At 44.1% G+C, this 23,424-nt stretch carries 20 protein-coding genes; 4 read left to right on the top strand and 16 right to left on the bottom strand.

Annotated features, from left to right (window positions below):
- Positions 1-2: 2 nt before the first annotated feature.
- The 5 genes from pmbA to rng are packed head-to-tail and all read right to left on the bottom strand — an operon-like array spanning position 3 to position 8,990.
- On the bottom strand, positions 3-1,358 hold the full coding sequence (gene pmbA, locus AB1Y31_01500; GenBank protein ID MEW4981839.1) for a metalloprotease PmbA: 1,356 nt from the start codon (positions 1,356-1,358) through the stop codon (positions 3-5).
- Positions 1,351-2,793, bottom strand: coding sequence for a metalloprotease TldD (gene tldD / locus AB1Y31_01495; GenBank protein MEW4981838.1), 1,443 nt, complete (start codon positions 2,791-2,793; stop codon positions 1,351-1,353). Before tldD ends, pmbA begins: the two co-directional genes overlap by 8 nt.
- Positions 2,793-3,629 carry a carbon-nitrogen hydrolase family protein gene (locus tag AB1Y31_01490; protein MEW4981837.1) on the bottom strand — a complete coding sequence of 279 codons (837 nt, stop codon included), beginning with the start codon at positions 3,627-3,629 and terminating at the stop codon, positions 2,793-2,795. Before AB1Y31_01490 ends, tldD begins: the two co-directional genes overlap by 1 nt.
- Positions 3,622-7,521, bottom strand: a complete 3,900-nt coding sequence (locus AB1Y31_01485; protein ID MEW4981836.1) for a YhdP family protein — start codon at positions 7,519-7,521, stop codon at positions 3,622-3,624. The genes AB1Y31_01490 and AB1Y31_01485 overlap by 8 nt, the downstream gene beginning before the upstream one ends.
- Positions 7,522-7,538: 17 nt before the next feature.
- Positions 7,539-8,990 carry a ribonuclease G gene (rng, locus tag AB1Y31_01480; protein MEW4981835.1) on the bottom strand — a complete coding sequence of 484 codons (1,452 nt, stop codon included), beginning with the start codon at positions 8,988-8,990 and terminating at the stop codon, positions 7,539-7,541.
- A gap of 67 nt (positions 8,991-9,057) precedes the next feature.
- Between rng and AB1Y31_01475 the strand changes: the two genes are divergently transcribed.
- Positions 9,058-9,306 (top strand): hypothetical protein, encoded by a 249-nt coding sequence (locus AB1Y31_01475; GenBank protein MEW4981834.1) that lies wholly within the window; start codon positions 9,058-9,060, stop codon positions 9,304-9,306.
- 120 nt (positions 9,307-9,426) lie between these two features.
- On the opposite strand, the gene AB1Y31_01470 is transcribed toward AB1Y31_01475, so the two are convergent.
- The 9 genes from AB1Y31_01470 to leuS all read right to left on the bottom strand — a co-directional run bounded on the left by AB1Y31_01470 (position 9,427) and on the right by leuS (position 17,874).
- Positions 9,427-9,996 (bottom strand): nucleoside triphosphate pyrophosphatase, encoded by a 570-nt coding sequence (locus tag AB1Y31_01470; GenBank protein MEW4981833.1) that lies wholly within the window; start codon positions 9,994-9,996, stop codon positions 9,427-9,429.
- 8 nt (positions 9,997-10,004) lie between these two features.
- Entirely contained in the window at positions 10,005-10,475 is a 471-nt protein-coding gene (rlmH, locus tag AB1Y31_01465) for a 23S rRNA (pseudouridine(1915)-N(3))-methyltransferase RlmH (protein MEW4981832.1), read from the bottom strand.
- Positions 10,476-10,612: 137 nt separating this feature from the next.
- The gene (locus tag AB1Y31_01460) at positions 10,613-11,272 is read right to left on the bottom strand and encodes an OmpA family protein (protein MEW4981831.1); all 660 of its coding nucleotides are present in this window, start codon (positions 11,270-11,272) and stop codon (positions 10,613-10,615) included.
- A gap of 137 nt (positions 11,273-11,409) precedes the next feature.
- The gene (rsfS, locus tag AB1Y31_01455) at positions 11,410-11,739 is read right to left on the bottom strand and encodes a ribosome silencing factor (protein ID MEW4981830.1); all 330 of its coding nucleotides are present in this window, start codon (positions 11,737-11,739) and stop codon (positions 11,410-11,412) included.
- A 33-nt stretch (positions 11,740-11,772) separates the two neighbouring features.
- Positions 11,773-12,411, bottom strand: a complete 639-nt coding sequence (nadD, locus tag AB1Y31_01450; protein ID MEW4981829.1) for a nicotinate-nucleotide adenylyltransferase — start codon at positions 12,409-12,411, stop codon at positions 11,773-11,775.
- Between the two features lie 42 nt (positions 12,412-12,453).
- Entirely contained in the window at positions 12,454-13,713 is a 1,260-nt protein-coding gene (locus AB1Y31_01445; protein ID MEW4981828.1) for a glutamate-5-semialdehyde dehydrogenase, read from the bottom strand.
- A 99-nt stretch (positions 13,714-13,812) separates the two neighbouring features.
- Entirely contained in the window at positions 13,813-14,850 is a 1,038-nt protein-coding gene (holA, locus tag AB1Y31_01440) for a DNA polymerase III subunit delta (protein ID MEW4981827.1), read from the bottom strand.
- 34 nt (positions 14,851-14,884) lie between these two features.
- The gene (lptE, locus tag AB1Y31_01435) at positions 14,885-15,415 is read right to left on the bottom strand and encodes an LPS assembly lipoprotein LptE (protein ID MEW4981826.1); all 531 of its coding nucleotides are present in this window, start codon (positions 15,413-15,415) and stop codon (positions 14,885-14,887) included.
- An 11-nt stretch (positions 15,416-15,426) separates the two neighbouring features.
- Complete coding sequence (leuS, locus tag AB1Y31_01430; protein ID MEW4981825.1) at positions 15,427-17,874, bottom strand: leucine--tRNA ligase; 2,448 nt, start codon at positions 17,872-17,874, stop codon at positions 15,427-15,429.
- A gap of 154 nt (positions 17,875-18,028) precedes the next feature.
- On the opposite strand from leuS, the gene AB1Y31_01425 reads away from it, so the two are divergent.
- The 3 genes from AB1Y31_01425 to AB1Y31_01415 all read left to right on the top strand — a co-directional run bounded on the left by AB1Y31_01425 (position 18,029) and on the right by AB1Y31_01415 (position 20,500).
- Complete coding sequence (locus AB1Y31_01425; protein ID MEW4981824.1) at positions 18,029-18,553, top strand: zinc ribbon-containing protein; 525 nt, start codon at positions 18,029-18,031, stop codon at positions 18,551-18,553.
- On the top strand, positions 18,550-19,317 hold the full coding sequence (locus AB1Y31_01420; GenBank protein ID MEW4981823.1) for a ParA family protein: 768 nt from the start codon (positions 18,550-18,552) through the stop codon (positions 19,315-19,317). Before AB1Y31_01425 ends, AB1Y31_01420 begins: the two co-directional genes overlap by 4 nt.
- Positions 19,318-19,429: 112 nt before the next feature.
- A complete protein-coding gene (locus AB1Y31_01415) occupies positions 19,430-20,500 on the top strand; it encodes a 2Fe-2S iron-sulfur cluster binding domain-containing protein (GenBank protein ID MEW4981822.1) in 1,071 nt (356 codons plus the stop codon).
- 3 nt (positions 20,501-20,503) lie between these two features.
- On the opposite strand, the gene AB1Y31_01410 is transcribed toward AB1Y31_01415, so the two are convergent.
- Together AB1Y31_01410 and lnt are read right to left on the bottom strand one after the other, a co-directional pair.
- Positions 20,504-21,910 (bottom strand): outer membrane lipoprotein-sorting protein, encoded by a 1,407-nt coding sequence (locus AB1Y31_01410; protein MEW4981821.1) that lies wholly within the window; start codon positions 21,908-21,910, stop codon positions 20,504-20,506.
- Positions 21,907-23,421: an apolipoprotein N-acyltransferase gene (lnt, locus tag AB1Y31_01405; GenBank protein ID MEW4981820.1), complete on the bottom strand. Its 1,515-nt coding sequence runs from the start codon at positions 23,419-23,421 to the stop codon at positions 21,907-21,909. Before lnt ends, AB1Y31_01410 begins: the two co-directional genes overlap by 4 nt.
- Positions 23,422-23,424 lie beyond the last annotated feature (3 nt).

Here is a 23,424-nt window from a genome sequence, read left to right as displayed (position 1 = left end):
AATTAAGTCCCCGCTAACGTCATTTCACTGACCAAAATTGAGCCAGTGCGAGTATTCCCTCTTAAATCCACATCACTTCCCACCGCCACGATCGATTTAAACATATCGTTTAAATTGCCTGCAATTGTCACCTCTTCAACCGGATATTGGATCTCGCCATTTTCAACCCAATAACCCGCAGCACCTCTTGAGTAGTCACCCGTCATCGTATTAACGCCTTGACCAATCAGCTCTGTCACCAACAAGCCTGTATACATCTGTTTTAACATGCCGGTAAAATCTAACTCACCAGACTCAACGGTCAAGTTATGCACGCCACCCGCGTTAGCAGTACTTTTTAAACCCAGTTTTCGCGCTGAATAGCTACTCAGTACATAGCCCTCTACAACGCCCGCTTTTACAATATTTCTTAATGACGTTGCCACACCTTCTGAGTCATACGCCGTACTCCCCAGCGCTTGCGGCAACAACGGTTGCTCGTAAATATTTATAAATGATGGAAACACTTGCTGCCCCAGACTGTCCAGTAAAAAAGATGATTTTCGATACAGGTTCCCACCTCTGATCGCTGAAATAAAATGACCGATAAAGCCGCTACTAACTTCTGCGGCAAACATCACTGGGCACTTTCTAGTGCTGATTGATTTTGCCCCCAAACGCTTAACTGTACGCTTTGACGCCATCTCACCCACCTTCACAGCACCTTCCATATCACTCGCTTTGCGAGCAACGGTATACCAATAATCGCGTTGCATGGTGCCCTTTGATTCACCAATAACAGAACAACTCATGCTGTGACGACTGGCGGGGTAACCGTGGTTAAACCCAAGGCTATTTGCTAATACACGCGTACCCTCAAATGTTTGTATGCTGGCACCTTCCGAGTTGGTTATTTTTTTATCATAAAAACGCGCTGCGTTTTCACAAGTAATCGCCATTTCAATAGCTTGCTCGGAACTAATCTGCCAGGGGTAATGCAACGATAAGTCAGGGAAATCAGTCGCTAACAATTTTTCCTCCGGCAAACCTGAAAAAGGATCCTCTTCCGCGTATTGAGCAATCGCGCAAGCGGCGGACACCATTTCTTTTATGGACGATGAATCGAGTTTTGTTGAGCTCGCCGAACCCTTCTTTTTGCCCTTGTAAACGGTAATGCCAACACCTTGATCTCGGTGATGCTCAATCGTTTCCACCTCACCTAGCCTCGCATTGACAGAGAGGCCTTGACCGACGCTAACAGCTGTTTCTACTTGATCTGCGCCTTGTTTTTTAGCTTCTATTAATATATCCGATGCAATATTTTTCAATCGATCAGTTTCTTGCTCACCAATAGATGATGTTCTTATCGACTTAGGCATTTGTGCCTCCTACAGTCAGCCCATCAATTTTTAATGTTGGCTGGCCAACGCCTACCGGAACACTTTGTCCTTCTTTACCACACGTCCCTACGCCCTGGTCTAGTGCCAAGTCATTACCCACCATGCTCACTTTAGTTAACACATCGGGGCCATTGCCGATCAAGGTAGCGCCTTTAACCGGTACGGTAATTTTTCCATTTTCGATCAAATAGGCTTCACTGGCAGAAAACACGAACTTACCGGAGGTGATATCTACCTGACCACCCGCAAAATTCACCGCGTATAAACCATTTTTTACTGACGCTAAAATATCACCCGGGTCGCTTTTACCGGCCAACATATAAGTGTTTGTCATTCTCGGCATTGGTAAGTGGGCGTATGATTCACGACGACCATTTCCCGTCGCGGCGTGCCCCATCAATCGTGCATTCATTTTGTCGTGCATATAGCCTTTTAAAACACCGTTTTCGATCAAGGTTGTGCATTCGGTTTTGGTTCCTTCGTCATCAACAGATAACGAGCCACGTCTATTTTCTAACGTGCCATCATCAACAACCGTACACAATGATGAGGCTACTTTTTCACCAATTTGCCCACTAAAGGCCGAACTGCCTTTGCGGTTAAAGTCACCCTCTAAACCATGCCCTATCGCTTCATGTAATAAAATCCCTGGCCAGCCTGGGCCCAGAACAACGGTCATAGTACCGGCAGGCGCGTCTACCGCTTCTAAATTTACTAATGCGAGTCGCAGCGCTTCACGGCCATAGTCCATTGCCCGATCATTTTCTAGAAAATATTCATAACCGCGACGAGCACCGCCACCAGAGCCACCTTGTTCCCGGCGTCCATTTTCTTCTACGATCACTGAAACATTCATTCTCACCAATGGTCGAATATCACTACTTAGACCGCCGTCTTCTGTTGCAACCAGCACCACTTCATAAACACCGACAAGACTAACCACGACCTGTTCAATACGCGAGTCAAGTTGACGGGTTTGTTGGTCAACACTCTTTAGTAAGGCTATTTTTTCTTCTGTGCTTAGGGTGTCTAGTGGGTCTAAAGGCGCGTATAGAGCAGGCAATGTATTAAACGATTTGGGCTTTATAATGCCTGTTTGACCTAGGCTCGCAATCGACTTCACACTCTTTGCTGCATCCAAGAGGTTCGGTAATGCCAATTCCTCACTGTAGGCAAACCCGGTCTTCTCACCACTTACCGCCCGTAGCCCCACGCCTTGTTCAATATTGTAATTACCATCCTTTACAATGCCATCTTCAAGCACCCACGACTCACTGCGAGAGGACTGAAAATAGATGTCTGCCTGATCAATATGATTCGATAGTAACTGACCCATCACTTGATCTATATCGTTTATAGATAAACCGACTGGCTTAAGAATTAAGCTTTCCGCTTGCTGAATTAAATCGTTCATTAATCTCTCTTTATTGAAAAACGCCGATGCTGGATGGCGGGTAGACTTGTTCTTACTTTGTTGAGTTCAGACCTTTTGATGGTTGCAAGGGCTATACCCGCGTGTGTATCGAGCTCTGAAAGCACATCACCCCAAGGGTCCACAATCATACTATGTCCGTAGGTTGCACGACCATTTATATGCACACCACCTTGGTTCGCCGCGATCAGGTAACAGCTGTTCTCAACAGCCCTTGCTCGGCATAACAATGACCAGTGCGCGCGGCCGGTCAATTCGGTGAACGCTGACGGCGCCACCATAAATTCAGCACCTTGTTGTAATAACTCTCGATACAGTTCGGGGAACCGCAAGTCATAACAAATCGATAAACCCATCACGCCAAAAGGCGTATCAACCACTATAGGCTTATCACCTGCTAAAAAGGTATCAGATTCTCTATAACGGCCTTTACCATCCGCTATATCCACATCAAACAGGTGCATCTTGTAGTAAACAGCTACCTGCTCACCACTCGCATTATACACTAGGCATGTGGCATACACTTTGTCGCTGAGGGGGGACTTTATCGGTAAAGAACCTGCCACTACCCAACAACCGTAGCGTGCAGACAACTCAGCCAAGAAGGTCTGTATCGCACCCACGCCCAAGTTCTCTGCTATCGATAAAAGCTGTTCTGAATAGCGCGCCATTAACGCAAAGTTTTCCGGCAAGACGACCATCTCAGCACCATTAGCAGCGGCCTGACTGACCTGTTGTTCTACTGCCCTTAAGTTCTCATCCACTCGATCAGATGAAACCATCTGAATAGCAGCAACAACCCACTCATCTTTAATCATTGCCTGTATCAACAGCTAAGACTGGTTTTGAAAAGGGTAGTTGACCTACCGCCGCGTTAAACACAGGGGATAGCACATTATCCATCATGCCGAATATTTTACCCCCCGGCTGACTAATTTGTTTTATTTTAGGGTCCTTCCAAGGTCCTGTTACGCGGTACTGATAGCCCACCAGTTTATTGACTGTTTTACCCGCTATTTTTTGTGCAATAAACACCGCTGCACCCACTAAAGGACCGCCCGCAATAGCACCCGCTAATGGCAAACTTTCCGTTGTTTTAGGTGTCACTGTGATAATTTGATCTAATTCTTCATTAGCCAAGCTAACCTTACCCTGAAAATCTAACCGTGCGGACGGGCTTTCTAAATAAAAACGGTTGGTTTGCGCTTCACCATCTAAGATAACAACCCGTCCTTTTATCTTGTCAAAGCTCAAACCTTTTTGTACCAAATCACTAAAATCAAGTTGCAAACGTCTTTGTAGAGTACTTAAACTAAGCAGCCCGAAGATTCGCCCAATACCCGGCTCCACATCTAACAAACGCCCCTGACCTGACGTTGCCTCTGCATAGCCATTTAAATGTTCTTTTGAAAAAGCTTGCGGTTCGCCCGGCCAATTCAAATCGAAATAAATATCCACAGGGGCATCTTTAAGCTTGCTTGTAAGCTCCGTATCTTTTAACAGTAAGCCCAAGGATTGACTGTTTAGCCGGCCCTTTAAAGCAGTTGCGCTCTGCTTCCCGCTTACTTCCCACGCGCCATCAGCTTGGAAATCATCACGATCTGATTTTAAAGATAATGACTCAATAATCATTCCATTCTCTTTTTGACGTAACCGTAACTCTAATTGACCGAGTTCTGACTCACCGATGAAAAACTGCTTACTTGTAATGTCGATGTTTGGCACATCGCTAGGGCTCACGGGCGATTCCTTATTGCTCAATGTTTGCTCTTCATTAGACGGTATGGTCAATGTTTCCAATTCAAGGCTAATCTTATTCCCAGCAGTCAAATTATCGGGCACGTGATATCGACCTACAACTAAGGGACTGCCCACTTCTCCTGACCAAGCTGAGTCTTTATGCCGCCCCATCACACGCAACTCATCAAATGCTGCATCCAGCCAATTTAATTTTTTAATATGAAGCTTAAACTGATTAAAGATAGTTGGACTCACCGAGCTTTTTTGTTCGGCACTTATCACGTTTATCCAAGATTTCACGTCCAATTTATCCAGTGTTCCAGACAGGCTAACACCCGGCGTTGCAGGCAAACTTGCCTCTGTTTTACCGAAGTGAATATCCGCTTTTTCAAACGAAAGCTTCTGAGAAGAGCTCTCAGAAAATTGAATTTTAGCTTTTATCTCATTGCCATACGACACCTTAATAGGCAACGATTTTTCGCCTAGCGAAATCTCAACTTTAGAAGGTATTATCGTATTTTTTTGCTTGCCGGCCGGCTCCGGCAAATCGACGGCTATTCCCTTGAGGTTGCTATTAACAGTAATCGTCGATGAGCCACCGCCTGTCAAACCACTGTGTGGAAGACTAACTTTTATATTAGCTAAACTGTTGCCACTAATATACTGCCATAGGTCAGACGGATATTTTTTGGCTACACTCGCCACATGCATCTGGCCCTTAGCTAAAATAACCGTGCTGTTTTTTTTATCTGTAATGTCGACCTCTAGCTTTTGCTCCAATAACTGGGCTTTAATAGATTGCCCACTTAAGCCCTCTGCCCCATAGTTAAATTCACCTTGAATATGACTAATAACAAGATCCACGTCTGGGAGTGATAGTGCACCTCCTAATATCCGCGCCGTTGCACTAACTTTAGTATTAAGTTTCTTTTCCAAAGGAACCTGAATATTGAGGTCTATTATGGCTGGGCCTGAAACGGCACTATGATCCAATAGCGTACCGACATGTTCTTTTATTGGTGACTGTTTAAAAAAGGTATATAAGCCGCTAATATCACCATCAATTTTGCCCGAAATATTTAAATACTTATTTCTTTTAAAGTCTGCAATATCGACCAGCACATAATCAGTTTTGTTACCCGAAATAATGCCTTGGCTACCAATAATACTCATGCCTTCATTTTTAAATTCAATATTAGCCGCCGCACCCATGACATCTGGCCACTGATCTGCGTAGTGTAATTGAACACCTTTTGTACTGAATAAAACCTGAAAAAGCCCCGCTTTTTGACGATATGGAAAATCAGATAATTGGCCTTTTAAGAGCAATCCACCGCCTTTTGTTTGACCCTCTACGAAGGCAGCACCAAGCCAATCAACTAGGCCTTTATTCATGATACCCACTGGTAAATAAAGAGACGTGAAGCGAGCATCGGCCTGACCAAAAATCGACTGCAAATCGATGGTTGGCGACTGCCCCCCTTCCGGGAACCGCATATTTATACGCAGCTGTGTACTAATATGTGGTGAGTTCAAACTGATATAGTCAGAGTTTATTACCCAAGCATCGTTATTATGCGTCCATGTCAGCTGACCCGCCATTTTATCAACGAGGATAGGCTCGCGAAATAAGTTCTTAAAGTGCGCAGAGCCCTTATTGGTATCAATACTTAACCACCCTTCATCTTGAGTAGAACAGCCCTCTCCAGTAAAATTATTAATGGCCGGAACTGTTTTATGAACATCACTCGAAAACCCTTGTAACGCCCCGCAAGCTGCCCATAGCATTGAATCGGCATTACTATTGATAGAAACGTTTAGTTCTTTTAACAAGCCTCTTACATTAAGCTCATCAAGTAATGTGGCAGGCTCACTTCCTAAAATTGTTGAATGCTGTAAGAGGTCTGAGATGGCTGCCAAGTCGATTCCTTGAGCCGATGCTTTAATCGATAAGTCGCCATCTTTTCCTGCACTATATTTCGCGCTAAATTGACTCTTTTCTTGCGTGTTAGCTTTTGTTTCATAGGCAAAGTCTTGCGCCTTTATCTTCCAGCCATTTAATGTTTTCTGCCAGTCAAAGTTACCCGTGACGTTTGTTACATCAAGCTCCTTCCCATCTTGTTTAAGGTGTGCTTTTCGTACTAACACATTACCTTTTACTTGCGATAACCGCGCCGCTTCCCAAGTACTCCATAACTCAATATCACCCTCACCTTGATTAATAGACAGCCCATCTATTTTTAATCGCGACAAGTGTTTCGCAACATCGATACCTTTTCCTTTAAAGTAGCCTTTAGCTTGCCAATCGTTAGTCGACAAAACATCGCCCATCAAATTAATTGCTAAAACAAACTCGCCCCCTGTTTCTTCTGGCAGCTTAGCCGTCACTTTTAACGCATGTTCTTGGCCATTATTTTGAAAGATGATATGTGCGCTGTTTAAGCTAACATCAGGCAAATCTAACATATCATCTTGCCAAGTAATCTGACTATTGACGACCTCAAATTTCTCCCCCTCTAGTAGCCAGGAAAAATCACCAGAGGTGTTTTCATCTTTTTTATCACTCGATAAACCATCGATCGACACATGCCCATCAGCAAACCGCTTTATCTTAATGCTGGTATTAACGATGATTATTTGGCTTGGCACAATGTGCCCCGTTATAAACCCAAGCGGATTAAACGAGACGCGGATTTCTCCAATACTGAGTGTTTTTGCTGGCTTATTCAGTTCGTCTAATGTGATACCCGTTAAACTCAGCTGTGGTTTAAAACCGTCCATTTTGGCGGACATGTCTTGCAGATGAACTTGTCCACCAAGCTGTTGACTCAGATAAACTTCAAGGTCATTTTTGTACGATGCTACGTCTGTTAAGACAAACCGTACACCAACGACTAATACCGCAAGGACAGCTATGCTGACCGTAAAAAGCCATAGCAGGGAATGCCCAAATAAGCGTACTTTACTCATTAGTTATTGCCCTAACACTACACCAGTACGACATCATATTGTTCTTGGGTATATTGGTTCTCCGCTCTAAATCGAATACGAATACCGACGAAGGACTCTAAATCAGCCAGTGTCGTAGACTCTTCATCGAGCAGCATTTCAACGACTTCATTGGACGCCAGCACTAATAGTTCTTTTGCCTCATATTGACGGGCATCGCGTATGATTTCTCGGAAAATTTCATAACATGTCGTTTCAGGTGTTCGCACCATGCCCCCCCCAGAACAAATAGAACATGGTTCACACATCACCCGCTCCAAACTTTCCCTAGTCCGCTTACGCGTCATTTCAACCAAGCCTAATTCAGAAACGCTACTAATCGTATATTTCGCATGATCGTTATTCATGGCCTTTTCTAACGCATTCAACACCGATTCTTTATGACCTTCATCCTGCATATCTATAAAGTCGATAATGATAATACCACCCAAGTTCCTCAGCCGTAACTGACGCGCCGTCGCTTGAGCCGCTTCCATATTGGTCTTAAAAACTGTTTGCTCTTGGTTGCTACGGCCCAAATAACTACCCGTATTCACATCAACGGTCGTCATTGCTTCTGTTTGATCGAACACCAAATGCCCACCGGACTTTAAGCTTACTTTTCTTTCTAACGCTGCTTTAATATCACTTTCAATGTTGTACATATCAAAAAGTGGCCGACCACCCTTATACAGTTCCAACAATGCTTCAACTTCTGGCATGAATTTCGTCGAAAAATCTATCATTCGATCAAAATTTGTTTTCGAATCAATCACTATTTTAGTCACCGAGGATTGATACCAATCCCTCAATATCCTTAACGCAAGCGGTAGATCTTCATAAATAAGCCCCAGCGGCACCTCCTTTATTTGCAGGCTTATCACGTCCCAAAGCTTATTAAGAAACAACATGTCGGCACGGATGCTATCTTCGCTAACGCCTTCTGAAGCCGTTCTTGCAATATACCCACCTGCATAACCTTGCTCTTTAAAAACCTCCATACACGCTAGTAGCCTTTCGCGTTCTGTCTCATCTTCTAATTGTTGAGATAGCGCGAGTTTTTCAGAGTAGGGTAAAAATACTTGGTAGCGAGAAGGAATAGAAATACTCATTGTTAATCGAGGCCCCTTGGTACCAATGGGTGCCTTTAATACCTGCACAACAACCTGCTGGCCCTGTTGTAAAAAACGTTCAATTCCTTTTTCATCGGATGGCGTTTCACCATTAATTAGGACGTCAGAGGCGTGTAAAAAGCCCGCTCTATCCATGCCAATCTCTACAAAAGCCGCTTGAATACCCGGCATCACACGACAGACTTCACCGCGGTATAAATTCCCAACAATATCGCGTTTACGTTGGCGCTCAATAATCAGCTCCTGCAATACGCCATTTTCCAAAATGGCCACCCTTGTTTCCGGCGGCGTAATGTTAATCAGAATTTCATCGCTCATTTTATTTCCAAACTATCCGTTATTTAGTTATGATAAATTAACTTTTTATCACGTAGATCACTCTACTATGAAAACACTTTTACCTGCTGCGATTTTACTCTTATTGCAAGGCTGTATTTATCAATCTGTTGATGAAATAGACATTAAAATTGCTAATGAGAAGTGCAAAAATAACCAAGGTGTTGCCAGTATCAATATCTATGCTGGGGTCAGTACCTCCGTGCTTTGCAAAGATGGCATCAACCAAAGTTTTTCGCCAATAGCCAAAGATCTTTATATAAAAAACAAAGTCGAGAATTTAGCTCCTCAAAAGTAAATACAGAAAACCATTCAAATTTACACCCAAAGGGCATAAGTCTCATGGAATCCGTAGGCTTAATTCGACTTTATACCCAAAGGGCATAAGTCTCATGGAATCCGTAGGCTTAATTCGACTTTAAAGTGTGAAAAAACCATGTTGCTGAAGCATTTGCCTTGTTTCATACAAAGGCAGGCCCATAACACCTGAAAAACTACCCTCTAGGCGACTGATAAATACTGCCGCGTTGCCCTGTATCGCGTAGGCACCCGCCTTATCTTTCGGCTCACCCGTTGCCCAATACCATTCGAGCTCTTGTTCACTAATGTTTGCAAACCTCACCTCACTTTCGCTCACAGTACAGAGCTCCTGCTGACCTAGAATCGCAACCGATGTCAGCACCTTATGGCACTTCCCCGATAATTTTTTTAGCATCGTAAAAGCGTGTTCTTTACTATCTGGTTTCCCTAAGATTTCTCCATCCAGTACAACCGTCGTGTCAGAACCCAAGATCAAAACATCACTTTGCGGATAAAACACTTTTGCCGTTCTCGCTTTCTCAATAGCTAAACGTTTGACATAGTCATATGCCAGTTCGCCAGCTAAAGGAGTTTCGTCTATGTCGACTGATTTTGTATCAAACTCAACACCTATTTGGTGAAGTAATTCTGCCCGTCGAGGTGAAGCAGAGGCCAGTATTAACCGCATAATCAACTCTACTCTCTGTGATAAGGGTGGTTATTCATTAAACTCCACCCTCTATATAACTGTTCGGCCAAAACAACCCTCACCAAGGGGTGAGGGAATGTTAATAACGATAAACACCACTGTTCATTTGCTCTTTTTAGACAGGCCTCAGATAAACCATCTGGGCCACCGATGATAAAAACAATGGATGGGTGGATACCTTGCCAACTGGCAAGCTTCTTCGCTACATCTCCAGTTGACCATTGCTTCCCTTTCACCTCTAGTGCAACCACATGATCAGTATCTTTTATCGACGATAAAATTTTCTTACCTTCATCTTCCACTACTTTCAGCAGATTGCTTTGTTTGGTTCTTTTAGCCGGGGCTATTTCAATCAGCTCAAGTGAACATTCACGGGGCATACGCTTCGCGTACTCTTGATAACCAGTACTCACCCAGCTCGGCATTTTTAACCCTACCGCTAAGATCTTCAGCTTCATTTAAATCCTTTTTTATAAAAAAGGCGACTCAATTGAGTCGCCTTTAATGTTGTTTTTAGTTACAGCAACGGTGGTTTATTCCGCTTGTTATAAGCCTCATTAATCGAAACTCTATAACCTATCGATGTCAGTCAGCGTTATCTAACATTGATCGGTGTTAAGGTTATTTCAACACGTCTGTTTTGTGCGCGCCCCTCTTTCGTTGCATTGCTTGCAACTGGGCTTTGCTCACCATAACCCATCGTATTAAAACGTTGGCCAGCCACACCTTGTGAACGTAAATATCCAGCAACACTTTGCGCCCGTTGCTCAGACAGCCCTTGGTTATACATCGCATCGCCAACACTATCGGTATGCCCAACAACCGTCACCGTGGTGTCTGAGTACTCTTTAAGAATAATAGCCACAGAGTCTAGCACTTGGTAGAAGCCCGCATTAATATTCGAACTAGCGGTCTTAAAAGTAACATTGCCAGGCATATTCAAAATCAGGTTATTGCCTACACGACTGACGCTAACCCCTGTTCCCCTGAGCCGTTGACGTAATTTCGCTTCTTGAACATCCATGTAGTAGCCAATGCCACCACCTGCTGCCGCACCCAATACCGCACCTTTCAACGCTGTTTTTCTATCACCTTTCATTGCACCAATGATCGCGCCCGTTACCGCACCAATACCTGCGCCTTTTGCGACATTGCTGGTTTGTTGCTCTTCCGTGTATGGGTTAATGGTTGTACAACCCGCTAATGTGAACAGTAAACCTGCTGTAATCCCAGTTACTAGTTTTCTATTATTCATCATATTCTCCCTGTTATTAGCCTTCACCGTCATTCAGTACCAAGCCGGTGAGCTTAATTATAAAATAATTTAAATCCAATCAATTTGTTTCACATCTTAAATGACTTAGATGAACAAACAATGAACTTATTAAGCCGTTAAACCTCCGCGTCAACAGCCCATAACTTTTCGAGCTGGTAAAACTCGCGAATGCTGGCTTGCATGACATGAACAACCGTATCACCCAAATCAATAAGCACCCACTCTCCGGCATCCATACCCTCAACACCCAACGGAATTAAGCCACTTCTTTTCGACAACATGGAGACTTCGTTCGCCAATGATTTAACATGTCGACTCGATGAACCTGTTGCAATCACAATGTGATCTGCAAACGAGCACTTATCTCGTACATCAATCACGTCAATGTGCTGAGCTTTTTTATCGTCAAGCGTTTCTGTGATCTTTGTTAGCAACTGCTCAGCCATATCTTTTATACCTTATGTTCTATTAAAATTTAATTATGTGTAATAACCGGATTTACTGATTGCATCCAAGCACTCATTCGTCAGCATATGCTTTACGGTTTTTTTAGCCTTAATCCGTTGCCTAATCTGGGTTGCAGAAATATCGACCGCGGTAACAGGCTGAATGTAGATTTTACCATGTGTTTGCTGCTTTAGCTGTGACTTATCCAAGGTTAAAAAAGGAGCCATGTAGTCAGCCACTTCTTGTTCAAAGCGATTATCAAACCCTGCGCGGTCGGTCACCACAATATGCGCGAGACCAATAATTTCTTGCCAGCGATACCATGATGGTAATCCATTAAAAGCCTCCATGCCTAAAATCAACACAAGCGAGCTAGTAGGGCTTCGCTGGCGAAAATCAAGCAAGGTATCTACCATATAGCTAGGGCCCTTTCTTGCCATTTCACAGTCATCCGCCACTAACGCATGAAAGTCATTAACCGCTAGTGCCAACAAGGAAAATCGCTCAGCCGCCGAAAGAGTCGGCACAGATCTATGCGGAGGGCTTGCGGACAACACCATTCTAACTTCATCCAAGCCGATTTTTTGCTGAACGTCGCTCGCAGCGGTTAAATGCCCAAGATGAATCGGATCAAACGTACCACCGTACAAGCCAACAAATTTTGCTTTCATTATCAGCTACATGCGAAAAATAATGGGGTCAGCGATTTGCCGCTATTGACGAATATGCCCTTCGCCTAACACAATGTATTTTTGTGTCGTCAAGCCGATCAAGCCAACAGGACCGCGGGCGTGTAACTTATTGGTACTGATACCAATTTCACCACCCAAACCATATTCAAAACCATCTGCAAAGCGTGTCGATGCATTCACCATAACAGAGCTGGAATCCACCTCACGCAAAAAACGCATGGCTTTTGAATAATCACTCGTTACAATCGACTCGGTGTGTCCAGAACCGTGATGATGGATGTGATCCATAGCTGCTTCCATATCATCAACAACACGAATTGATAAAATTGGCGCTAAGTATTCTTCATCCCAATCCGCATCTACCGCTTTAACGCAGTCAGGTAATATTTGGCAGGTTCTTGCACAGCCGCGCAACTCAACTTGTTTTGTGCCATATAATTCGGCCAGTTCTGGCAGAATATCCGCAGCAACCGCTTCAGCAACCAGCAATGTTTCCATCGTATTACAGGTTCCATAACGCTGTGTTTTAGCATTAAATGCAATTGATTTTGCCATTTCTTTATCGGCTAAATCATCGATATAAACGTGACAAACACCATGCAAATGCTTAATAACAGGAACACGCGCTTCTTTGCTGATGCGTTCAATTAAACCTTTGCCGCCCCGTGGAATAATGACATCCACAAAGCTTTCCATACGAATCAATTCACCCACTGCATTACGGTCGGTTGTTTCGATCACTTGCACCACCTCAGCAGGTAGGTTCGCTTCTTCTAAACCTTTAGTAATACAATCGGCAATCGCTTGATTAGAGTGCTTTGCTTCAGAACCACCACGCAGAATGCTTGCATTGCCGGATTTAAGGCACAAAGCCGCCGCATCAGCCGTTACATTAGGGCGAGATTCGTAAATGATCCCAATAACGCCTAAAGGAACCCGCATTTGACCAACTTTAATGCCCGATGGGCGTGAATTAATTTGACTGATTTCGCCAGCGGGGTCTGGTAAGGCCACTATCTGCCGCAACCCTTCAGCCATCGCAACGACCCGTTCTTCATTCAGTTCTAGACGGTCTAATAACGCTGCATCAAGACCGTTTTCACGACCCGCTTTCATATCCAGCTCATTCGCTTTCAAAATAGCCGCTTGCTGCGCTTCAATTTCTTCCGCTATCGCCTCTAGTGCTTTATTTTTAACGCCGGTATCAGCATTCGCAATAACACGAGCTGCACTTTTAGCGCGCTCACCCAAGCCTTGCATGTATTCGATTAATTCACTCATTCTCTTACCTGTAAAAAAGTCTATGTTTATAACGTTGCGTTAACCGGTGGCGTTCGTCTTCCGGTTCAATAAAGCTTATACCCAAGAGGTATAAATGGATTATACCGCGATCAAACCATATTGTTTTAATCGTCTTGGCTCACAAAAAGCCAAACAGATCTGCTCAATAATCAGTATTTCATTACCCGCTTCAACGCCTTTAGTAACCCGCTCTGCTTTCGCGCAAGCTTGTACCAACGCCTGCCATTGTTTCAAACTTCCACGAGAAAGCGCTTTTAAATAGGCACTTTTTTTTGAATCCCAAACTCGATGTTTCTTGAATGTCATCTCAGTTCGACCCGTTGTTTTTTTTTCAAAACTTAACCCAGCTAGAATGCGCAGTTCACGCATTAACGCCCACAAAAGAACGGGGGCTGCCAACTTCTCACCCACCAAGCCCTTCAATACGTGAACGGCTCTAGTTGAATTGCCAGCCAACAAGCTATCGGTCAGCTTGAAAACGTCATACCGCGCATTATCGGCGACAGCATTTAAAATATCATCCTCAGATAGCTCTACAGGGCCAAAAAGTATATGCAGCTTTTCAATCTCTTGATCGGCCGCCAGCAAGTTACCCTCTACGCTATCAGCCAACAACTTGATGCCTTGTTGACTACTACTTAAGCCTTTTCGTTGAAGGCGATGCTTTAACCACTGTAATAATTTTCCACCTAGCAGCGGCCAAACTTGCACCACAACGCCGTGTTGGTCTATCGACTTAAACCACTTTGTGTTTTTTGCCTTTGCGTCTAATTTGCCTGCAATAATAATCAGCACATTATCTTGCGACAACTGTGCAATCACTTTTTCAATCGCTTGAGAACCCTCCCGACCCGGCTTTGCCGTCGGTAGGTTTAGTTCTATTAAGTTCTTCTCGGCAAATAACGACTGACTTAAGCAAGCAGCAAACAACTGATTCCAATCGAACTGCCCTTCTACGTGGAAAACCTCCCGATTGAGGAAACCAGCATCTCGAGCTTGTTGACGAATTAAATCGACGGCCTCACCTTGCTGCAAAGGCTCATCGCCTGACACCAAATACACTGAAGCCAGTTCTTTCTCGATGGAGGAAGATAATTGTTGAGCGTCTAATTGCATGCGTTCCAGCTCTATACAAGCTAGCTATATTGAATTAATTGGCAGCGGGGCTTATTTTTAACGCTTGTATGCGTCTTAAAATTTGCTGTGCAGCGTCGCGCTTTAAGTCACGCGCAATAACCGCCGACTCGTTGGTACGACCAATAATGTCATTTTCATCATTGATAAAATCTCGAACAAGCAATAAGCCTTCTTGATCTAATAAAATTTCACCATCAGATGTGACTAAACTATAAACAACTGAATACTGCATCTCAGATTCACGAACTTTACCTCTAGAATCCACACTCAAGGTTCTGTCTTCCGACTCTTCCTTATTAATCATCAACACAGCATCAGCCTGCGAACGTTTGCTAACTAGATCGGCTGAGTAGGCGATAATTGCCTTCAACTCTTTCACCAAATCACTACCTTGTGAACCAGCAACATAGATTTTTTGCAATTGATCTGGCAGCTCCAATGAGCCGCGTAATTTAAAGCCACAAGCCGTCAATACAGCAGCCAGCAGACAAAGCATAGCTATTACGCGCAATCTAGCAAAAGAGTGATTTCGATTTTTTATCATGTTTAAATCCGTTAAATAACGATGTTAACCAGTTTTTTGGGAACAATAATAACCTTTCGGACAGTCTTACCGTCAATAAATTTACCCACATTCTCTTCTGATAGAGCCTGTTTTTCTATGCTTTCTTTATCTGCGTCTGCTGCTACGGTTATTTTAGACCTTAGTTTACCGTTCACTTGTATCACCATTTGGATTTCATCCAATACCAGTGCAGTCGCATCAAAGTCTGGCCAAGTTGCGTGTATAAGTTCTTCTTTATGGCCTAACGCTTGCCACATCTCGTCACAAACATGTGGAATTATCGGCGATAACATCAACACAATACTATCCAGGCACTCTTGCCGTAAACCTTTAGCTTGCTCTGTTTCCAACTTAAATTTAGACACTGCATTAAGCAATTCCATATTCGCTGCAATCGCTGTATTAAAGGTTAAGCGACGCCCAAAATCATCATTCACTTTACTCAGCGTTTCGTGAATTTGGCGTCGGAGCACTTTTTCTTCGCTTGATAATGCATCAATTGAATAACTACCCACCAAGCCTCCGTCCACATGCTCTTTAACCTGACGCCATAAACGACGAATAAACCGGAAAGAACCTTCCACTGCACTATCAGACCATTCTAATGATTGCTCAGGTGGCGCGGCAAACATAGTGAATAGGCGGACGGTGTCGGCGCCATATTTTTTTATCAAACCTTGCGGATCAACCGTATTGCCTTTTGATTTTGACATTTTTGTGCCGTCTTTTAGCACCATGCCTTGCGTTAACAAGTTTTTAAACGGCTCATCACACGTTAGCAAACCCACATCGCGCAGTAATTTAGTGTAAAACCGTGAATACAAAAGGTGCAAAATAGCGTGTTCAATGCCGCCCACGTACTGATCAACAGGCAACCAATAATTTGCCCGCTCATCGAGCATCGCTTGATCGTTATCTGCGCAGCAATAGCGCGCAAAATACCACGATGATTCCATAAACGTATCAAACGTATCGGTTTCTCTTTGTGCCTTGCCACCACAGCTTGGACAATCGGTATGAATGAATGCATCATGCCTCGCTAACGGCGAACCCACACCTTTTAATGACACGTCTTTCGGTAATATAACCGGTAACTGTTCATCCGGCACGGGTACTGTGCCACAACTGTCACAATAGATAACCGGCACTGGTGTACCCCAATAACGTTGTCGAGAAATACCCCAATCACGTAACCGGTAGTTAATTTTCTTCTCGCCTTTGCCTTTAGCATTCAATGCCTTCGCTATCGCATCAAAGGCAGGTTGAAACTCGAGCCCATCAAACTCAGCTGAGTTAATCAACTGACCCTTGCCGGTATAGGCGCGTTCAGCAATATTAATCTCGTCCTTGTCTGATGTGATGACCTGTCTAATATCCAGCCCATATTTTGTTGCAAACTCGAAGTCTCGTTGATCGTGAGCAGGCACCGACATCACCGCACCGGTTCCATAATGCATCAACACAAAGTTGGCTATCCATACCGGCACCACATCACCCGTTATCGGGTGGATCGCTTTAACACCAGAATCTACGCCTTTCTTTTCCATGGTTTCCATCGCGGCTTCAGATGTTTCCATGGTTTTACACTCATCTAAGAATGCTGCAATACCCGCATCGTTTTCGGCTGCTTGTATTGCCAACGGGTGTTCCGCAGCCACCGCGACATAAGTCGCACCCATCAAAGTATCAGGGCGAGTCGTGTAAACGGACAAGCTTGCATCATTGCCTTCTATATCAAACGATAGCTCCAAACCTTCAGAGCGACCAATCCAGTTTTGTTGCATGGTACGAACTTGCTCAGGCCAGCCTTCCAACTCTTTTAGTGACGTTAATAACTCCTCTGCATAATTCGTAATTCGCATAAACCACTGCGAAATTTCACGTTTTTCAACAACGTTATCGCAGCGCCAGCAACAGCCATCAATCACCTGTTCATTCGCCAGCACCGTATTACAATCTGGACACCAATTCAGTGGCGCTGTTTTTTTATACACCAGGTCTTTTTCGAGCAAACGCGTGAAAAACCATTGTTCCCAACGGTAATAGTCGTCATTACAGGTCGCTAATTCGCGTTTCCAGTCATACCCAAAGCCTAATTGCTTTAACTGGTCGCGCATATAATCAATATTATCAGCCGTCCAATTACCTGGGTGTACATCATGCTTCATCGCCGCATTTTCAGCCGGCAAGCCAAACGCGTCCCAACCCATTGGCTGCATCACATTTTTGCCTTTCATTCGCTGGTAACGGCTGATCACATCGCCGATAGTGTAGTTACGCACGTGCCCCATATGCAAGCGTCCGCTAGGATAGGGAAACATAGACAAGCAATAGTACTTTTCCTTAGTGGAATCTTCAGACACTTCAAAAGCACCTGTGGTTTGCCATTTTTCTTGAACACTCTTTTCAATAAGAGAAGGTTGATATTCTTCTTGCATTTTTCTACCGTCGGACACACTATTTGATAAGGTGGGTAGAATACCTTAGCTACCCCTAAATCTAAAGTTGAATTGAGAACAACAGGCCTTAACCCTTTTCCTCGAGACATTTATACTTTTTCGAGCAGACACAGGCTTTACGGAAGGAGATTAGATGAGCAACCCCATACAAGACAAATTATTGCACGCCTATGACACGATGGTTAAACGTCTTCATGACGCCGTGGAACGGGCTGAAAAGCTAGCCATTCCAACTATCGACGACAATCTAAAGCAGGCGCAAGAGAAGGCTATTGAATTAGGCGAACTCACACGTGAGGAAGCGAGCAAAGTCGCTGGCTATTTAAAGCGAGATTTAGAAGATGTCTCTGCTTATTTGCAAGAAACCCAAGAGGAATTCTCTGAATGGCTGTCATTTGAATCCGTCTTGGTAGAAGGGAAAATTGGCGACTGGATCAACTCGGTTGCCGACAAAACCAAATTAGAATGGGACAAGCTAAGCTTAGACGCTATCAAGAGCCAACTGTATCACTCCGGCGAGGTCACTGGGCCCGGAACGTTGGATTGCGTTAATTGTGAGCAAACATTACATTTTAAAAAGACTGGCCACATCCCTCCTTGCCCAAAATGTCACAAAACAGAATTTAAACGTCATAGTAAGAAGGCAACTAAAAAATGAATCGAGTTATTTTTAATAGAAAAGGCGGCGTGGGAAAATCTACTATTACCTGTAATTTAGCGGCTATTAGTGCCTCGAAAGGCAAAAAAACCTTAGTTATTGACCTTGATACGCAGGGTAATTCAACCCATTATTTATTAGGCTATCGAACAGATGAGCTCGAATCGACTCTGGCCGATTTTTACACCGACACACTCAGCGTTAGTTTATTCCCAAAGGACTTTAACGAATTCATTTACGAAACCGAGGTACCTAATTTATACGTGATGCCCTCTCACGCCGAGATGGACAACCTACATGCAAAGTTAGAATCGCGTTACAAAATCTACAAGTTAAAAGAAGCCATAGATGCCATGGATGATTTTGATAACATTTTCATAGACACGCCACCCGCTTTGAATTTCTACACACGATCGGCGCTGATAGCCGCAGATAAATGCATTATACCGTTTGATTGCGATATCTTCTCCAAGCAAGCCTTATACTCTTTGCTCGACACGGTCGATGAAGTAAAGGCTGACCATAATCCTGAGCTATCGATTGAAGGAATCGTCGTAAACCAATTCCAACAACGCGCGAAGTTACCAACACAACTCGTTGATGAACTCATCGACGATAAACTAAAACTCTTTAAAACGAAGATTTCATCGTCTGTGAAAATTAGAGAATCACACAGTGCTAGCCAACCAATGATCCAATATGCACCAACACACAAAGTCACAGAAGAATTCAAAAACCTTTATAAAGAATTAAAGACAACATAATTGCATTTATATATTAGACTAGGCTAATTCTTTTAATGGCATCAAGTTAGCTTGAAAGAAAAACTCGATAAACCGATAGCTAGCTAGACACTAAAATATTATATAAATCACCATGAAAAAACTATTTGGACTATTTGGCAAATCAAAGAAAGAGCCATTAACGGCGACGATTCAGCCAATAGGCACGTCATTTGAAGTTCCAAAAAACAATACTTTACTGCAAACTGCTCTAAGTGAAGGTGTTAACTTCCCTTATCATTGCACCGTCGGCACCTGCGGAAATTGTCGCTGCAAATTGGTAGAAGGTGACGTTAAAGCCATTATGGACTTTTCATATACCTTATCCGAATCAGAAATAGACGATGGCTACATCCTCGCTTGCCAAAGCTTGTTGAAATCAAACGTTGTCATTGAGCTTGAAGCCGATACAAACCAGCCGGATCACCCCGTCGATACCTTTAAAGGCACTATCACCGGTACCCATATGCACACGCACGACATTATGGAGGTTACCGTTGAGCTTGACCGCGCCATTACCTTTAGTGCCGGTCAATTTGCTGATATTGGCTTAGAAGGCTTTACCCGCCACCGTAGTTACTCATTTGCCAGCGCACCTAATACTGATGGCCAAAAGACGCTGAGTTTCCACGTGAGGAACGTACCCGGTGGTGATTACACGCAGTGGCTGTTTGAGAAAGACCGTGTAGGTGAAGCGTTTGAATTACACGGTCCCAGTGGCGCATTTTGGTTACGGACAGCCGACGCAGCAATTCTTGCTGTGGCCGGCGGTAGCGGCATGGCACCCCTTAAGTCCATTTTGGACGACGCGCTAGCTAAGGGCATTAATAGGCCTGTAACGTACTTATTTGGTGCTCGCGCCCAACGCGACTTATATTGCTTGGATGAAATGAAAACGCTTGAAGAAAAGTGGCCAAATATCTTTAAATTCGTCCCCGTGTTATCGGAAGAGCCGGAAGGCTCTGATTGGGTAGGGAAACGTGGTTTAGTGACCGATTACCTTAACGATGAAACAGCCGGCTTCTCTATTTCTGATAGCCATGCATATTTGTGCGGCCCACCAGGAATGATCGACGCGACGTTGCTAAAACTTGAAGAATCCAATATCAGCCTAGATAACATTCATTACGATAAATTTTTAGATTCTAGGCAACTAGATAACTAATTCCTACAGATCCCTTAACTGGTCAACATCGAAGTACTCATCCGTCACTTTATCGCCACGGTCTTCCCAGTCTGGGGTCACGGTTATGATATTCAGGCGTTTATTAAATTCATTGTGCACAGTAATGTGGTCCCATTGCGCATCCCCGTCAAAGGGTCGCCAAGCTCGGCTGTCATCCCATGTTCTATAGGGCTCACCACGTTTATCCGACATTTCCTGATATTGTGCATAATACATTTCTTGGTCGATATAAATTGTTCGCTTTTTATACTGATATAAGCCTTTTTTGTCCTCCACCTCGAGCACCCAGACCGGCCTTAGCTCCATTTCCATATTAAGCCAAGCACATTGGCTCTCATCCATGGTCGCCGATCGGTATATATAGCCTGTTTCTGGTGACGCCAATATTAATCGTTCACCCACCAAGCGATAGTCAAACGTTTCCAGATCCGTCTTAGCCCAATAAGCCCGCCAATCATCCCAGGTTACTTCTAAGCCATAATACATTGGGTCTTGCGCATCATTGCCTGATAGTATTCGCGTACGTCGCAAACTGGGAATAAAGACCTTAAAATCATCCCTATCATTACCTCTCGCGGCGCGCTGCCTAACCGCCGCTATGCCCGCCACATCAGCTGGTGAAACGACTAATAAAGAGCCTCCTTCAATAAACTTCTCTTTGTCGTCTAGGCTACCTAACGGTTTAATGGTTTGACGGCCATGAAATTTTTGCCACCAAATAAATCCTCTGTACTGCACGTCTAATCGACCCTCTCCGTCACAAGAATTCGAAATCATTGGGTCAAATATTAATGTTTCTGTGCCAACCCCGTTGGCGATAAAAGACCAATTCAACTCCAAGCCATTCTTAGGGTGAAGATAGGGGATGGCGCTTGCCGTTTCATCATTCAGTAAGGTGACGCTACCGTCTGGGTTAACCAAGGTACTATTCTCATCCGTCGTTGGGGTTAAATTCTTCCCTTGAATAGCCAGCGTGGCATTCAACACGCCCTCATTCATATAATAGGTATTAGTGGGCACAATGTTAATTTCTCGCACAAAGCCATTATCATCCTTTAGGCCATTAAGGTAGTCTCTAGGCAGGTACTCTTCTAACCAAGGGAATTGATCGATATTAGCTTTATTAATGACCAGCCCCGGTTTTAGCTCCTTGGGCAACTGGTATTTATCCAACACATCATAGGCATCAAAGCCGCGCAACTCTTTCCAACGTTTCGCTAGTGCAATAGCCCGTGGATCGCTAATAGCTTCCAACCATTTTTTATGTTCAACCTTCCCAGAACTTTCGGCAAACAGCGCCCAGTTCTCTATGCCGCGATTTGTCTCCGCATTTGCAAACACAGCGAAAAACAATAAAAACCCAACAATACACGCTCTTAAGCTGATCATTCCTCGCCTTTTCTTTTAACGTCACGTTTTAAAAAACTGATCAGCACCATAGTAAACGTCAAAACAAAGATCAGCCACCAGCCTCCTCGTACAAAAGGCGTTGCACCCGTTAAGGGTGTTATTTCACCGGTTAAAGAAAACCGTTTAAACATGGGGGCTATTCCAGTTATATGACCTTTCGGATCCACGATAGCAGTTAAACCGGTGTTAGTGGAACGCAGTAAGTAGCGACCACTTTCTAACGCTCTCATTCTAGCCATCTGAAGGTGTTGATACGGCGCAATGGTGTCGCCAAACCAAGTATCGTTACTCACATTCACCAAATAGGCAGCTTCCGGCAAACCATCTATGGACGTTTGCTGGAAGACATCTTCATAACAGATCGACGATGCAAACGGGTAACCCGCGCCTTTTAACAGCGGCTGTTCACCATCACCCGCTGAGAAGTCAGACATGGGGATCTTTAAAAAATCCAAAATAATAGTCGACATAGGCTTCAGCGGCAGATACTCACCCAAAGGCACTAAATGGCGTTTTAGGTAAAAGTCATTAGAATATCGAACACTGTGCAACCCATTATAATAATTGCTCTCTCCTTCCGGCATCACCGGCAAGCCAAGAACAACATCTATATGCCGAGTTTCCGCCTCGCGCTTTAACGCAGAGATTAGCGTGTTTTCCACCCGATGAAAAAAGGCAGGAACGGCTGTTTCAGGCCATACAACCAAATCGACATCACGTTGCTGTCTCGTCATTTGCATATAAATATCGTTATTCGTTTGGCGAAAGGACCTTAACCACTTTATCTCTTGCGGAACATTGCCTTGTAATAGGGCGACTTTAATCGTCTCGCCAATCGGTTTAGTCCAACTGACCTCAGCCAGCAATAAGGCGCTAGGCCAAACTAAAAGCATCACAACAGCTGCCAGTAATTTATGCTTTTTTTCTACGGCACTTATGAAGCATAAAATCGCCCCTGTCGTTAACACCACTAACCAAGAAACACCCAACACACCAACAATAGGTGCCCAACCCGCCAACCAAGTGTCTACCTGACTATAGCCCAGCGATAGCCAAGGGAACCCAGTAAATAATATACCCCGCAACGCTTCTAACCCGACCCACATACTAGGAAAAGCGAGCAAGTAGCGAACCGCAATATGTTGATTGAAAAACCGATTTAATAGGTATGCAAACAGCGCTACGTAAAGCGCAAGAATCGCCACCATACCGAGCATAATAATAATGGCTAACCATAAAGGCGCGTGACCAAAATGATGAATACTGAAATAAACCCAATACACACCATGGGCAAAATAGCCCCAACCAAACGCATAGCCAACGGCGGCGGCTCTTGGTGCGCTCAATGGACGCAGTATCAGTAGAAAAAGCGCCAGCGATAATAACGCTATAAAAGGTAAATCGTAAGGTGCAAATGCCAAGGGAAGAAGTGCACCTAGGAAACCCCCCAAGACAAGCGTTGTTACCGGCTGATACTTCTCGGCTGCCATTTG

The organism is Cycloclasticus sp. (assembly GCA_040743155.1).
Classification (GTDB): Bacteria; Pseudomonadota; Gammaproteobacteria; order Methylococcales; family Cycloclasticaceae; genus Cycloclasticus.
This window is presented reverse-complemented; position numbering and strand designations above follow the sequence as displayed.